The 13,645-nt window shown below is 64.8% G+C and carries 12 protein-coding genes; 10 read left to right on the top strand and 2 right to left on the bottom strand.

All coding sequences use genetic code 11. From position 1 onward, the window contains the following. Positions 1 to 6: 6 nt before the first annotated feature. The 10 genes from ehuR (at position 7) to C7A17_RS10160 (ending at position 11,625) form a co-directional block, all read left to right on the top strand. Complete coding sequence (gene ehuR / locus C7A17_RS10205; protein WP_106737925.1) at positions 7 to 1,404, top strand: MocR-like ectoine utilization transcription factor EhuR; 1,398 nt, start codon at positions 7 to 9, stop codon at positions 1,402 to 1,404. 333 nt (positions 1,405 to 1,737) lie between these two features. Next, the gene (gene eutB, locus C7A17_RS10200; protein ID WP_106737924.1) at positions 1,738 to 2,709 is read left to right on the top strand and encodes a hydroxyectoine utilization dehydratase EutB; all 972 of its coding nucleotides are present in this window, start codon (positions 1,738 to 1,740) and stop codon (positions 2,707 to 2,709) included. 9 nt (positions 2,710 to 2,718) lie between these two features. Further along, a complete protein-coding gene (gene eutC, locus C7A17_RS10195; protein ID WP_106737923.1) occupies positions 2,719 to 3,696 on the top strand; it encodes an ectoine utilization protein EutC in 978 nt (325 codons plus the stop codon). Between the two features lie 57 nt (positions 3,697 to 3,753). After that, positions 3,754 to 4,944, top strand: coding sequence for an ectoine hydrolase DoeA (gene doeA / locus C7A17_RS10190; protein WP_106737922.1), 1,191 nt, complete (start codon positions 3,754 to 3,756; stop codon positions 4,942 to 4,944). A gap of 118 nt (positions 4,945 to 5,062) precedes the next feature. Further along, positions 5,063 to 6,064, top strand: coding sequence for a N(2)-acetyl-L-2,4-diaminobutanoate deacetylase DoeB (doeB, locus tag C7A17_RS10185; RefSeq protein WP_106737921.1), 1,002 nt, complete (start codon positions 5,063 to 5,065; stop codon positions 6,062 to 6,064). Positions 6,065 to 6,171: 107 nt separating this feature from the next. Then, on the top strand, positions 6,172 to 6,648 hold the full coding sequence (locus C7A17_RS10180) for an Lrp/AsnC family transcriptional regulator (RefSeq protein WP_106737920.1): 477 nt from the start codon (positions 6,172 to 6,174) through the stop codon (positions 6,646 to 6,648). A 425-nt stretch (positions 6,649 to 7,073) separates the two neighbouring features. After that, complete coding sequence (locus C7A17_RS10175; RefSeq protein WP_106737919.1) at positions 7,074 to 7,640, top strand: C40 family peptidase; 567 nt, start codon at positions 7,074 to 7,076, stop codon at positions 7,638 to 7,640. A gap of 273 nt (positions 7,641 to 7,913) precedes the next feature. Beyond that, complete coding sequence (locus C7A17_RS10170) at positions 7,914 to 8,564, top strand: 7-cyano-7-deazaguanine/7-aminomethyl-7-deazaguanine transporter (RefSeq protein WP_106737918.1); 651 nt, start codon at positions 7,914 to 7,916, stop codon at positions 8,562 to 8,564. Positions 8,565 to 8,764: 200 nt separating this feature from the next. Beyond that, positions 8,765 to 10,228 (top strand): NAD-dependent succinate-semialdehyde dehydrogenase, encoded by a 1,464-nt coding sequence (locus tag C7A17_RS10165; RefSeq protein WP_106737917.1) that lies wholly within the window; start codon positions 8,765 to 8,767, stop codon positions 10,226 to 10,228. Between the two features lie 20 nt (positions 10,229 to 10,248). Then, positions 10,249 to 11,625 (top strand): aspartate aminotransferase family protein, encoded by a 1,377-nt coding sequence (locus C7A17_RS10160; RefSeq protein WP_106737916.1) that lies wholly within the window; start codon positions 10,249 to 10,251, stop codon positions 11,623 to 11,625. A 221-nt stretch (positions 11,626 to 11,846) separates the two neighbouring features. Here the strand turns inward: C7A17_RS10160 and C7A17_RS10155 are convergent, their stop codons facing one another. Further along, on the bottom strand, positions 11,847 to 12,161 hold the full coding sequence (locus tag C7A17_RS10155) for a tetratricopeptide repeat protein (RefSeq protein ID WP_106737915.1): 315 nt from the start codon (positions 12,159 to 12,161) through the stop codon (positions 11,847 to 11,849). Between the two features lie 78 nt (positions 12,162 to 12,239). Beyond that, positions 12,240 to 13,613, bottom strand: a complete 1,374-nt coding sequence (gene trkA, locus C7A17_RS10150; RefSeq protein ID WP_106737914.1) for a Trk system potassium transporter TrkA — start codon at positions 13,611 to 13,613, stop codon at positions 12,240 to 12,242. Positions 13,614 to 13,645: the final 32 nt, after the last annotated feature.

Below are 13,645 nucleotides of genomic sequence, written 5' to 3'. Positions count from 1 at the left end.
CCATCGATGCACAACTGGAAGAAGGCCCTGGCCAACGCTCGCCCGGGCGAGTCGAAATACAAGCTGCTGGTCCAGGCGGTCGCCGCCGACATCGAACAGGGTAACCTGATCGACGGCCAGCGGTTGCCACCGCAACGCCAGGTTTCGGATGCGCTGGGCATCAGCGTGCAGACCGTGACCAACGCCTACAAGGAACTGGAGCGCCAGGGCCGTGTGCGTTGCGAGGTGGGCCGTGGCAGCTTCGTCTCGCGGCGCACCAGCGAGCGCGTGGCCACCAGCATGCTCGATCGCAGCGAGCAGGCGCTGATGGACTTTTCCAACGCGCGCATCCTGCACACCGATGCCCACGACCGCCTGTGGCGACAGACCTGCCTGGAGCTGGCGCAGGAGCCGGATCAACCGTGGATTCATGCTTTTCGTCCGATTGCCGGTATGCAGCACCAGCGCGAGTCGGCAGTGCGCTGGCTGGCGCGTCTGGGCATGGATGTCGGCATCGAGGACGTGCTGCTGACCAGCGGCGCCGCCCACGCCATTTTTCTCGCCCTGGCCACCCTGGCCGGCCCAGATGACGTGGTGCTCTGCGAGGGCCTGACCGACCACGGGGCAATCGGCAGCTCGCAGGTGCTCGGCTTCACCCTCAAGGGTCTGGAGATGGATCGCTACGGCCTGAACCCTGAGCACTTCGAGGACATGTGCGGCAACGAACGGATCACTGCGCTGGTCTGCACGCCCAACCTGAACAACCCCACCAGCGCACTGATGCCCGACGAGCGCCGCCGCGAGATCGCCGAGATCGCTCGCCGCTATGGCGTTTACATCATCGAGGACGACGTCTACGGCCCGCTGCTGGCGGGCCAGCAGAGCACGCGGCCGCTGAGTCACTACGCGCCGGAGCTGTCGTTCTACTGCACCAGCATGACCAAGTCGGTGCTCACTGGCCTGCGCATCGGCTACCTGGTGATGCCCAAGCGCCTGGCCCTGCGCACCGAGAGCATCCTGCGGGTCAACAGCTGGATGGCGCCGTCGCTGCTCGGTGAGGTCGCCACACGCTGGATCGACTCGGGCGAGGCCGAGGATCTGGTGCAGTTGCAGCGGCAATTGCTGGCCAACCGGCAAGCGCTGGTGGAGCAGGAGCTGGGCGAGCACCTGATCGGCAATCACCCCTATTCGCTCAACAGTTGGTTGCGCGTGCCTGAAGGCTGGGAGACCGATGGCCTGCTGCGTGAGCTGCGCCGGCGCAACGTCGCGCTGACGTTACCCGATCCCTTCGTCCCGCCCGGCATGCCTCGGCCGCGCGCGGTGCGTCTGTGCGTCGGCGCCGAATGCAGCGAAGCGAAGATGCGCCAGGGCGTGCAGATCGTGCGTGACGTCTTCGAGCAGTACCCGAAGGTGCATGATTTTTAGCGCTGTTGAAGAGCTTCGCGGCTGAAGCCGCTCCCACAATTTCACCCGTCATGCTGATCAGCCCCCTCTCCCGCTTGCGGGAGAGGGTTGGGGAGAGGGGCTCGTGTAGCCCGGATGAAATCCGGGAGTGGTTTGCTCCGGTGCTACCCGGATTTCATCGAGGCTACAAGCTGCTGCGCGCGGCGCACCCTACGGTCGACGTGTCTGTAGGGTGCGCTGTGCGCACCGATTTCCACGCGGCACAAACGCCCAGATAAAAAATCGTCCTAGTACATTCAGCCTCTCAATTTCCCGCTCATACACTCGGCCGCACACCTTCACGGAACGTGCGCCATGTCTTCCATCCCCTTCGATGACCTGCTCCAGGCCCGCCAGCGTATCGCCGGCCTGGTGCGGCAGACGCCGCTGGAGCACTCGCCCAGCCTGAGTCGCCTGGCCGGTGTGCCGGTGTGGCTGAAGCTGGAATCGCAGCAGGCCACTGGCAGCTTCAAGCTGCGCGGTGCGAGCAACGCGGTGGCGCAGCTGGATGCCGAGCGCAAGCACCTTGGCGTGGTCACTGCCTCCACCGGCAACCATGGCCGTGCCCTCGCTTTCGCTGCTTCACAGCAAGGGGTAAAGGCCATCGTCTGCCTGTCCGAGCTGGTGCCGCAGAACAAGGTGCGTGCCATCCGTGAGTTGGGCGCTGAGGTGGTTATCAAAGGCCGCAGCCAGGACGATGCCCAGCTCGAAGCCCTGCGTATCGCCCGCGAACAGGGCGCCGCATTTATCCCGCCTTTCGATCACCCGCACGTGATAGCCGGCCAGGGCAGCCTGGGCCTGGAGATTCTCGAGCAGTGCCCGGACGTCTGCGAAGTGCTGGTGCCGCTGTCCGGTGGCGGTCTGTTCGCTGGCGTGGCACTGGCGATCAAGGCAGCCAGTCCGGCGATTCGTACCCACGGCATCAGCATGCAGCTGGGCGCCGCCATGCATGCCAGCCTCGAGGCTGGCGAACCGGTCGAGGTGGAGGAGCTGCCGACCCTGGCCGACTCGCTCGGCGGCGGTATCGGCCTGGACAACCGCTTCACCTATTCCATTACCCGCGAGCTGTGCGACCAGGTTCATCTGCTCGACGAAGCCGCCATCGCCCGCGGCATTCGCCATGCCTACCGCGAAGAAAGGCTGGTGGTCGAGGGCGCTGCCGCCGTCGGTATCGCCGCCCTGCTCGATGGGCTGATCGAGCCGCGCGGCCCGGTGGTGGTAGTGATCAGCGGCCGCAACATCGACATCGACCAGCACCTGCGGGTGATCAACGGCGCCGACTCCTGAGGAACCTCCATGGCCAAGACCCTGATTCTCAACCAGGCTGACCTGCGCGACTGCGTTGGCCTCGACACCGACAGCCTGGCAGTGGTGGAAAACGCCTTCCGCCTGCTTGCCACGGCCGCCGTGGCGATGCCGCCGATCCTGCGTCTGGACGTGCCCGAGCATAACGGCGAGGTCGACGTGAAGACCGCCTACCTGCCTGGCGTGGCGCACTTCGCGATCAAGGTCAGCCCCGGCTTTTTCGACAATCCCAAGCTCGGCTTGCCCAGCCTCAATGGCCTGATGATGCTGTTCTCGGCACAGACCGGCCTGGCCGATGCGCTGCTGTTGGATAACGGCCACCTCACTGCCGTGCGCACTGCCGCAGCCGGCGCCATCGCAGCCAAATGGCTGGCCCGCGAAGACGCCAAGGTGGTTGCCATTCTCGGTGCCGGCGAGCAGGCGCGCCTGCAGTTGCAGGCCCTGCGTCTGGTGCGCGATGTAAGCGAGGTGCGTATCTGGGCGCGTGATCCCGCCAAGGCCCAGGCCATGGCCGCCGAGCTGGACGATGCGCGCGCGGTGGACAGCGTCGACGCGGCGCTCGATGGTGCCGATATCGCCATCACCACCACGCCCAGTCGCGAGCCGCTGATCCAGCCGCAGCACCTGCGCTCCGGCTTGCATATCACCGCCATGGGCTCGGATGCCGAGCACAAGAACGAGATCGCTCCGGCCGTGCTGGCGCGGGTCGATGCCTACGTGGCCGACCGCCTGAGTCAGACCCGCGTGCTCGGGGAGCTCAATCACGCCATCGCCGCCGGCCTGGTGCATGCCAAGGATGACTTCGCCGAACTCGGCCAGGTGATCGCCGGCCAGCGCCCGGGGCGTACCGCCAATGACCAGATCACCCTGTGCGACCTGACCGGCACTGGAGCACAAGACACCGCCATCGCCAGCCTCGCCTACCAGCGCGCCGTCGCGGCCGGCAAAGGCCTCAGTTTCGATTCCTGAAACCTGCGGGCGCGGCACGCCGCGCCTGAATAACCGTTCCATCACGAGGGCAACGCAATGTCCGAAATCGTCGTCAACCTCCCCTTCAGCCGGGAGGAATATGCCCAGCGTCTGGCCAAGACGCGCAGCGCCATGCAGGCCAGAGGCATCGAACTGCTGATCGTCACCGACCCATCCAACATGGCCTGGCTCACCGGCTATGACGGTTGGTCGTTCTACGTGCACCAGTGCGTACTGCTGGCGCTCGATGGCGAGCCGGTCTGGTACGGCCGCGGCCAGGATGCCAACGGCGCCAAGCGCACGGTGTTCATGCAGCCGAGCAACATCGTCGGTTACCCCGATCACTACGTGCAGTCCACCGAGCGCCACCCGATGGACTACCTGTCCAAGGAAGTCATCGCCGCACGTGGCTGGGACAAGCTAACCATCGGCGTCGAGCTGGACAACTACTACTTCAGCGCCGCCGCCTATGGCTCGCTGCAGCGCAATCTGCCCAACGCGCGCTTCGTCGATTCGACTGCGTTGGTCAACTGGCAGCGGGCGATCAAATCGCCCACCGAGATCGGCTACATGCGTATCGCGGCGAAGATCGTCGAGAAGATGCACGCGGCGATCTTCGACAAGATCGAGCCGGGCCTGCGCAAGAACGAGCTGGTCGCCGAGATCTACCGCACCGGCATCCTCGGCGCCGACGGCCATGGCGGCGACTACCCGGCCATCGTCCCGCTGCTACCCACCGGCGCCGATGCCAGCGCGCCGCACCTGACCTGGGACGACTCGCCGATGATCAGCGGCGCCGGCACCTTCTTCGAGATCGCCGGCTGCTACAAGCGCTATCACTGCCCGCTGTCGCGCACCATCTACCTGGGCAAGCCGCCGCAGCATTTCCTCGACGGCGAGAAGGCCGTGGTCGAAGGCATCGCCGCCGGCCTGGAGGCGGCCAAGCCGGGCAACACCACCGGCGACATCGCCCGCGCCTTCTTCAAGGTGCTGGAGAAGTTCGGCATCCACAAGGACAGCCGCTGCGGCTACCCCATCGGTATCAGTTATCCGCCGGACTGGGGCGAGCGCACCATGAGCCTGCGCCCGAGTGACGAGAGCGTGCTGCAACCGGGGATGACCTTCCACTTCATGCCCGGCCTGTGGCTGGACGACTGGGGCCTGGAAATCACCGAATCGATCCTGATCACCGACAGCGGCGTGGAAACCTTCTGCGACGTGCCGCGCAAGCTGTTCGTGAAGGACTGATCCTGCGGCTGCCGCTCCACCTGTAGGAGCGGCCGGGCGGCGATCCGCTTTAGCCGCGAAGTTTTCCAGTCGCGGCTAAAGCCCCTCCCACAATGAGCTCCATCTTGAAGGCCCGACCATGACCCAACTGCGCGACAACCCCATCAGCCCCACCGTTGACTTCGACCGCGACGGCGTACAACACGGCTTCCTCAAGCTGCCCTATTCCCGCGACGATTCGGCCTGGGGCGCGGTGATGATTCCAGTCACCGTGGTGAAGCACGGCAGCGGTCCCACCGCGCTGCTTACCGGCGGCAACCATGGCGACGAGTACGAAGGCCCGCTGGCGCTGAGCAAACTGGCCCAGCGCCTGCGCGCCGAGGACGTCAGCGGTCGGGTGATCATCGTGCCGTTCATGAACACCCCGGCGGTGCAGGCCGGTACCCGCACTTCGCCCATCGACAAGGGCAACCTCAACCGCAGCTTTCCCGGCAAGCCGGACGGTACGGTGACGCAGAAGATCGCCGATTACTTCCAGCGCACGCTGCTGCCGTTGGCCGATGTGGTGCTGGACATTCACTCCGGCGGCAAGACCCTGGACTTTCTGCCCTTCGCCGCCTGCCACATGCTGCCGGACAAGGCGCAGGACGCCGCTTGCGCCGCCGGCATGCGCGCCTTCGCCGCGCCCTACTGCATGCGCATGCTGGAACTGGACGCGGTGGGCATGTACGACACCGCGGCCGAGGAGCTGGGCAAGGTGTTCGTCACCACCGAGCTCGGTGGTGGCGGCAGCAGCACGGCGAAAAGCCTGGCCATCGCCGAGCGCGGCGTGCGCAACCTGCTGATCCATTTCGGCTTGCTGCAAGGCGAGATCGAGGCGGGCGAGTCGGTGATGCTCGATATGCCCGACGGCGACTGCTTCGTCGCCAGTGAGGACGATGGCCTGCTGGAAATGTGCCGCGACCTTGGCGAGCTGGTCGAGAAGGGCGAAGTGATCGCCCGCGTACACAGCGCCCGCCGCACTGGCGCGCCGGCTGCCGAATATCGCGCCAAACGCAGTGGCTTGCTCGCAGCCCGGCATTTCCCGGGGCTGGTAAAAAGTGGGGATACCCTCGCGGTCATCGCCGAGGTGGTGGACTAGAAACGGTCGCGGCTAAAGCCCCTCCCACAGTCTGAGTGTCTCGTGGGAGGGGCTTTAGCCGCGATCTGGCCTCTACATCTTTAAACCCTTAGCCAACCGAGAAGCCGATGCACAAGCTCGACCGCTATGACCTGAAGATCCTGCGCATCCTGTCCGAGGATGGACGGATCACCAAGTCGGCCCTGGCCGAGGCGATCAACCTCTCGGTGACGCCGGCCTGGGAGCGGGTGCGCAAGCTGGAAAGCGCCGGGCTGATCAAGGGCTACCGCGCACAGATCGACTGGGCAGCGCTGTTTCGCAGCCAGCAGGTGCTGGTGGAAATCACCCTGGCCCGTCACACCGCGCAGGATATGCGCCGCTTTGAGCAGCGCCTGAGCGAGGCCCCGGAGGTGGGCTTCTGCTACGCCACCGGTGGCGGCGTCGACTACATCGCCATGATTCGCGCCCGCGATATCGACCACTACCAGCGCTTCATCGACCAGCTGCTGCTGGAAGACCTGGGCATCGAGCGCTACTTCACCTACATCGTCACCAAGACCATCAAGGCAGACACGTCGGGCGCGCCCGTCGAACTGGACGACTGACGTACGCCAACCATGAGATGTCGGACATCTGTAGGGTGGGTTAGCTGCCTGTTGAGGTGACCTAGCGTTTCGCTCCGTTGGTTGCGGCGTAACCCACCATCGGAGCACCACGTTTTCTCGCCTGGTGGGTTACGCGCCGCGCAGCGATAGTGGACATCTTCGATTCACGTTCAGCGTCGTTAACCCAGCCTACAGACAGTGGCTCGACCGCCCGCCTTCGTGTGATGTGGCAGCAGCGCTTCGTCTTCATCGCCGTGGCCTTGACGGCCTGTGGGGGCAGCTCACGGAGGGGCGCAATTGGGCGCCAATGGTCGGGAATACGAAGGCGTCAGCAGTAAACCGTTCGTCGACTGTTATCCCCTGGAACTGAACCAAAGGCTTTTTCCAGGAGTCCGTCTCCGGGACGGGCACGAGGCTCGTTTTCGATGCAATGCCTTGATTCGGAAAGGCTTCCGCGTAAAGGCCAATCACCAGGGTCACTGGGTTTGAATAAATTCTTCATGTCATTTTGTCTGGGAGGCGCTCTTTTACTGGGAATTTGTACCCAAGCCTCCGCCACCTTTCGCATTCATACCGTTCCCGCCGCCTCGCCGATAGCCGAGCCTGAGCCGGCCCGTGAAGTAATCGACCGAGCCTTGGGTGCACTGGGTACGCCTTATCGCTGGGGTGGTACCAGCCCCCGGCAGGGGTTCGATTGCAGCGGCCTGGTGCAATACGCCTTCAAGACCCAGGACGACCTCGACCTGCCGCGCACCTCCCGCGCGCTGTCGCGCCTGGACGCGCCTTCGGTGAAACGCAGCGACCTGCAGCCCGGCGACCTGCTGTTTTTCCGTATTCGCAGCCGCTCGGTGGATCACGTGGCCATCTACATCGGCGAGGGCCGCTTCGTCCATGCGCCACGTCGCGGCACCAAGGTGCGTATCGATCGCCTCAACAATTCGTACTGGCAGCGTCATTTCCAACTGGCCAAGCGGGTGGTGCCGGAGGCCTGATTGGCTGAGGATTTCCCACGGTAGCAGCCAGGCATACGTCATTCCCGCGAAAGCGGGAAACCATGGGGTGCCATGATGTTGTGCATGGCGTGGAGACGATGGTTTTGCACAAAGTCAGTTGTCACGCGTCATAGCTTCATCCGGGCGGCCGCCTGGCCGTCAGCTGGAAAACCTATCCTGCGGGTCAACAACGCGCTAGAATGCGCGCCGCTCGCGGCCATGTCGGCTGCGGCAGTGGGTTCCCTCACCCCACTCTACGAAAAAGGACATGCCATGACCCTGCTTCCTGCATCGGTCAGTCGCGCCGTGTTGGCTGCGCTGATCGCGTTTCATATCCTCATCATCATCGCCAGCAACTACCTCGTGCAGTTGCCGATGACTATCTTTGGCTGGCACACCACCTGGGGCGCCTTCAGCTTCCCGTTCATCTTCCTGGCTACTGACCTCACCGTGCGCCTGATCGGCAAGCATGCCGCGCGCGTGGTCATTGCACGGGTGATGGTGCCGGCGTTGGTGGCCTCTTACGTGGTCTCGGTGTTGTTCCATGAAGGCGCCTTCGGTGGCCTGGCGGCGCTCGGTGAGTTCAACCTGTTCGTGTTCCGCATCGCCCTGGCCAGCTTCCTCGCCTACGTGCTCGGGCAGCTGCTCGACATCCAGGTGTTCGATCGCCTGCGCCAGCTCAAGCACTGGTGGATCGCCCCGGCCGCTTCCAGCGTATTCGGTCAGGCCATGGACACCCTGGCGTTCTTCTCCATCGCCTTCTGGCAGAGCAGTGACCCGTTCATGGCGGCCAACTGGGTGGAGATCGCCGTGGTCGACTACGTGATCAAGCTGGCGGTCAGCCTGGCGCTGTTCGTACCGTTGTACGGCATGCTGCTCAGCGCCATCGTGCGGCGCTTGCCGCAGCGTACCGCCACAGCCTGAGCTGAATCCGTAGCCCGGATGCAATCCGGGAATGTTCTGTGCCCTGTCCCGGATTTCATCCGGGCTACGGCACACGAGAATTCCCCTATTGCCCCGCCACCTTCAGAAAAAACTGAGGTGACGCCGGGGCCGCTTGGAAAAAACGCCAAGCCGCTCTTCCCTAGCATGTCTCCCATGCCCATCGGCCCGGAGACATCGCCATGCCCCTCGACCATCCCCTGCTGTTCAAATCGCTGTGCTACGTCGACGGTCACTGGCTGCACAGCGACGACGGCGCCAGCATCGCCGTGCAGAATCCGGCCGACCAGAGCGTGATTGGCCACGTGCCGATGCTCAATCAGAAACAGATCATCGCTGCGGTGGACGCCGCCCAGCGTGCCTTCGCCGACTGGCGCGAACAGAGCCTGGAAACCCGCGCGGCGCTGCTGCGCCGTTGGGCCGAACTGATCCTGCAGCATCAGGAAGACCTGGCGCGCATCCTCAGCCAGGAACAGGGCAAGCCGCTGGCCGAAGCCCGTGGCGAGATCCGTTACGCCGCCAGCTTTATCCCCTGGTTCGCCGAAGAGGCGCGCCGCCTCTACGGCCAGACCATCCCTAGCCATATTCCGGGTGCCCAGCTCGGTACGCTGAAGGAGCCGGTCGGCGTTTGCGCCCTGCTCACGCCGTGGAATTTCCCCAGCGCGATGATCACCCGCAAGGCCGCCGCGGCCCTGGCCGCCGGCTGCACCGTGGTGGTCAAACCGGCGCATGAGACGCCCTATTCCGCCTTCGCCCTGGCGCAACTGGCCGAGGAAGCCGGGCTGCCCGCTGGCGTGTTCAACGTGGTGCTGGGCGAGCCGCAGATGGCCATGGAGACCCTGGTCAAGGACACCCGCGTGCGTTCGGTGAGCTTCACCGGCTCGACCCGCGTCGGCAAGCTGGTGCTGCAGGCGGCTGCCGAGGATGTGAAGAAGGTGGCGCTGGAGCTGGGCGGCAACGCGCCGCTGATCGTCTGCGCCGATGCCGATCTCGATCAGGCCGTGCAGGTCGCGCTGGACGCCAAGTTCCAGACCTCCGGCCAGGACTGCTGCGCCGCCAACCGTATCCTGGTCGAGCGCCCCGTCTACGAAGAATTCCTGCAGCGCTTCGCCAAGGCCGTGCGTGGCCTGCGCGTTGGCCCTGGCCATGACGAGCGCAACCAGATTGGCCCGCTGATGCACCAGGCTGCGCTGGACGCGACTGCTGCACGGGTCGCCGATGCGCTCGAACAGGGTGCGCGCCTACTGGCAGGTGGTGAGCCGCATGCCCTTGGCGGCTGGTTCTGGCAACCGACGTTGCTGGCGGACGTTACTGACAGCATGCGTATCTATCGCGAGGAGAACTTCGCGCCCATCGCCGGCGTGCGCGCCTTCGACACTCTGGACGAAGCCGTGACCATGGCCAATGACACCGAATACGGCCTGGCCGCCTACATTTGCTCCAACCGTGTGGATGTCGTCCACCCGCTGATCCGTCGCCTCGACCACGCCATGGTTGCGGTCAATGGCACCAAGTTCACCGGCCACCCGATCCCCTTCGGTGGCATGAAAGCCTCTGGCCTCGGCCGTGAGGGCGGCACGGAAGGCTTCGAGCCCTTCGTCGAAACCAAGTACTTCTGCATTCATCACCAGGGCCAGCGTTACTGAGCCCCTTCGGAGGATTACCCATGAGCCATTACGACGAGCTGTTCGCCCAGGACCGTGCCCACTTCATGCACCCGTCCACCCACGCTCACGATCACGCCAGCGGCGCGCTCAAGGGGCGCATCATCACCGGCGCCTCGGGTATCCGCATCCAGGATCATGAAGGCCGCGAGCTGATCGACGCCTTCGCCGGCCTGTACTGCGTGAACATCGGCTATGGCCGCACCGAGGTGGCCGAGGCCATCTACAAGCAGGCCAAGGAGCTGGCCTATTACCACACCTATGTTGGCCACTCGACCGAGGCCATCATCGAGCTGTCGGCGCGCATTATCGATTGGGCGCCGCAGGGTATGAAGAAGGTCTACTACGGTATGTCCGGCTCGGACGCCAACGAGACCCAGATCAAGCTGGTGCGTTACTACAACAACGTGCTCGGCCGCCCGGCGAAGAAGAAGATCATCTCCCGCCAGCGCGGCTACCACGGCTCGGGCATCATGACCGGCAGCCTCACTGGCCTGGCCAGCTTCCACCAGCACTTCGACCTGCCTCACGCGGACATCAAGCACGCCGCCTGCCCGCACTTCTACAAGGCGCCGGTCGGAATGGACGAAGCGGCCTTCGTGCGCCACTGCGCCGAGGATCTGGAGCGCCTGATCCTGGCCGAAGGGCCGGACACCGTGGCGGCCTTTATCGGCGAGCCGGTGATGGGTACCGGCGGCATCATCGTGCCGCCGCAAGGTTACTGGCAGGCGATCCAGGCCGTGCTGGCCAAGTACGACATCCTGCTGATCGCCGACGAAGTGGTCTGCGCCTTCGGCCGCCTGGGCACGCCGATGGGCAGCCAGATGTTCGGCATGCAGCCGGATCTGATCACCACTGCCAAGGGCCTGACCAGCGCCTATGCACCGTTGTCGGCGGTGATCGTCGGCGAGAAGGTGTGGAACGTGATCGACGAGGCCTCCAGCCGTGACGGCGCCATGGGTCATGGCTGGACCTACTCTGGCCATCCGATCTGCGCCGCCGCTGCGCTGGCCAACCTGAACATCCTGGAGCAGGAAAACATCGCCGCCAACGCCGCCGATGTTGGCGCCTACCTCAACCAGCAACTGCGTCAGACCTTCGAAGGCCATCCGCTGGTGGGTGAAGTGCGCGGTATCGGCATGCTCGCCGCGTTGGAGTTCATGGCCGACAAGGAGGCGCGTACGCCCTTCGACCCGGCGCTCAAGGTCGGCCCGCGGGTTTCCGCTGCCTGTCTGGAACGCGGCATGATCGCCCGCGCCATGCCGCACGGCGACATCCTCGGCTTCGCCCCGCCGCTGGTGCTGACCAAGGTCGAGGCGGATGAGGTGGTGGGGATCGCCAAGGCGGCGGTGGATGCGGTGGCCAGCGAGGTGCTCTGAGGCTGGCTGAACGGCGTAGGGTGCGCTGTGCGCACCGCGGCTGGCTCGGTGCTTCGGCCATCCATTCGCAGAGTTGCAGACGAAAGTGTGGGAGGGACATCAGCCGCGACAGCTTGAGTCCCTGAGAACAGGAGGTGATGGTTTTGTTTCGGTGCGCACGGCGCACCCTACGGTTCACAACGGTGCTGTAGGGTGTGCCCAGGCCGTGCGCACCGAGTCGATCAGCGTGGCTTGTCCAGCTTGCGCAGGAACACCGTCATTTCCTTCTCGGCCTGCTTGTCGCCCTTGGCCTGTGCCGCGGCGATGCCCTGCTGCCAGGCCCGGCGAGCGCCGTCGTGGTCGCCCTCGACCTGCAGCGCCTTGCCCAGCAGCTTCCAGGCGGCGGAGTAACTTGGGTCGAACTCGACACAGCGTTGCAGGTGCTCGGCCGCCTGTGCGGCATTGCCGCCATCCAGATAACCCTTGCCCAGGCCGAATCGCAGCAGGGCGTTGTCCATGCCCTTGGCCAGCATCTTTTCCAGCGCTTCGGTACTCATCTTGGCTCCTGCATCGTTATGTGGGCATCCCCGGATTTCATCCGGGCTACGCGCTGGTAGCCGGATGTGATGAGGGACTCAGAAGAACGTCAGGCCAGCCTGGAACAGGCGCTCGACGTCGCGGATGTACTTCTTGTCGACCAGGAACAGGATCACGTGGTCGCCGGACTCGATCACCGTGCTGTCATGGGCGATCAGCACTTCCTCGTCGCGAATGATGGCGCCGATGGTGGTGCTCGGTGGCAGGGCGATGTCCTTGATCATGCGGCCGATCACCTTGCTCGATTTGGCGTCGCCGTGGGCAATCACCTCCAGCGCTTCGGCGGCGCCACGACGCAGGCTGTGCACGCTCTCGATATCGCCGCGGCGCACATGGGTCAGCAGGGTGCCGATGGTGGCCAGCTGCGGGCTGATGGCGATGTCGATCTCGCCGCCCTGCACCAGGTCGACGTAGGCCGGGTTGTTGATGATGGTCATCACCTTGCGCGCGCCCATGCGCTTGGCCAGCAGCGAGGACATGATGTTGGCCTCGTCGTCGTTGGTCAGCGCCAGGAAGATGTCGGCGTCGTTGATGTTCTCTTCCATCAGCAGGTCGCGGTCGGAGGCACTGCCCTGCAGGACGATGGTGCTTTCCAGGTTTTCCGAGAGGTAGCGGCAGCGCGCCGGGTTCATCTCGATGATCTTCACCTGGTAGCGACTCTCGATGGCTTCGGCCAGGCGCTCGCCGATATGCCCGCCGCCGGCGATGACCACTTTCTTGTAGTCGTCCTCGAGGCGGCGCATCTCGCTCATCACCGCGCGGATGTGCGCCTTGGCGGCGATGAAGAACACCTCGTCATCGGCCTCGATGACCGTGTCGCCCTGCGGCATGATCGGTCGGTTGCGGCGAAAGATGGCCGCTACGCGGGTGTCGACGTTGGGCATGTGCGCGCGGATCTGGCGCAGCTGCTGGCCCACCAGCGGGCCGCCGTAGTAGGCCTTGACCGCCACCAGTTGCGCCTTGCCTTCGGCGAAGTCGATCACCTGCAGGGCGCCGGGGTATTCGATCAGGCGCTTGATGTAGTTGGTCACCACCTGTTCGGGGCTGATCAGCACGTCGACCGGGATCGCTTCGTTGTCGAACAGCGCTTCGCGGGTCAGGTAGGCGGCCTCGCGCACGCGGGCGATACGCGTCGGCGTGTGGAACAGGGTATAGGCCACCTGACAGGCGATCATGTTGACTTCGTCGCTGTTGGTCACCGCCACCAGCATGTCGGCGTCATCGGCGCCGGCCTGGCGCAGCACGGTGGGGAAGGAGCCCTTGCCCTGCACGGTGCGAATGTCCAGACGATCGCCAAGGTCGCGCAGGCGGTCGCCGTCGGTGTCGACCACGGTGATGTCGTTGGCCTCGCTGGCGAGGTGTTCTGCCAGGGTTCCACCCACCTGGCCGGCGCCGAGAATGATGATTTTCACCGATACGCTCCGTTGGAGAAATGCTGAGTAAC

It is taken from the genome of Pseudomonas mendocina, from assembly GCF_003008615.1.
Taxonomy (GTDB): domain Bacteria; phylum Pseudomonadota; class Gammaproteobacteria; order Pseudomonadales; family Pseudomonadaceae; genus Aquipseudomonas; species Aquipseudomonas mendocina_C.
This window is presented reverse-complemented; position numbering and strand designations above follow the sequence as displayed.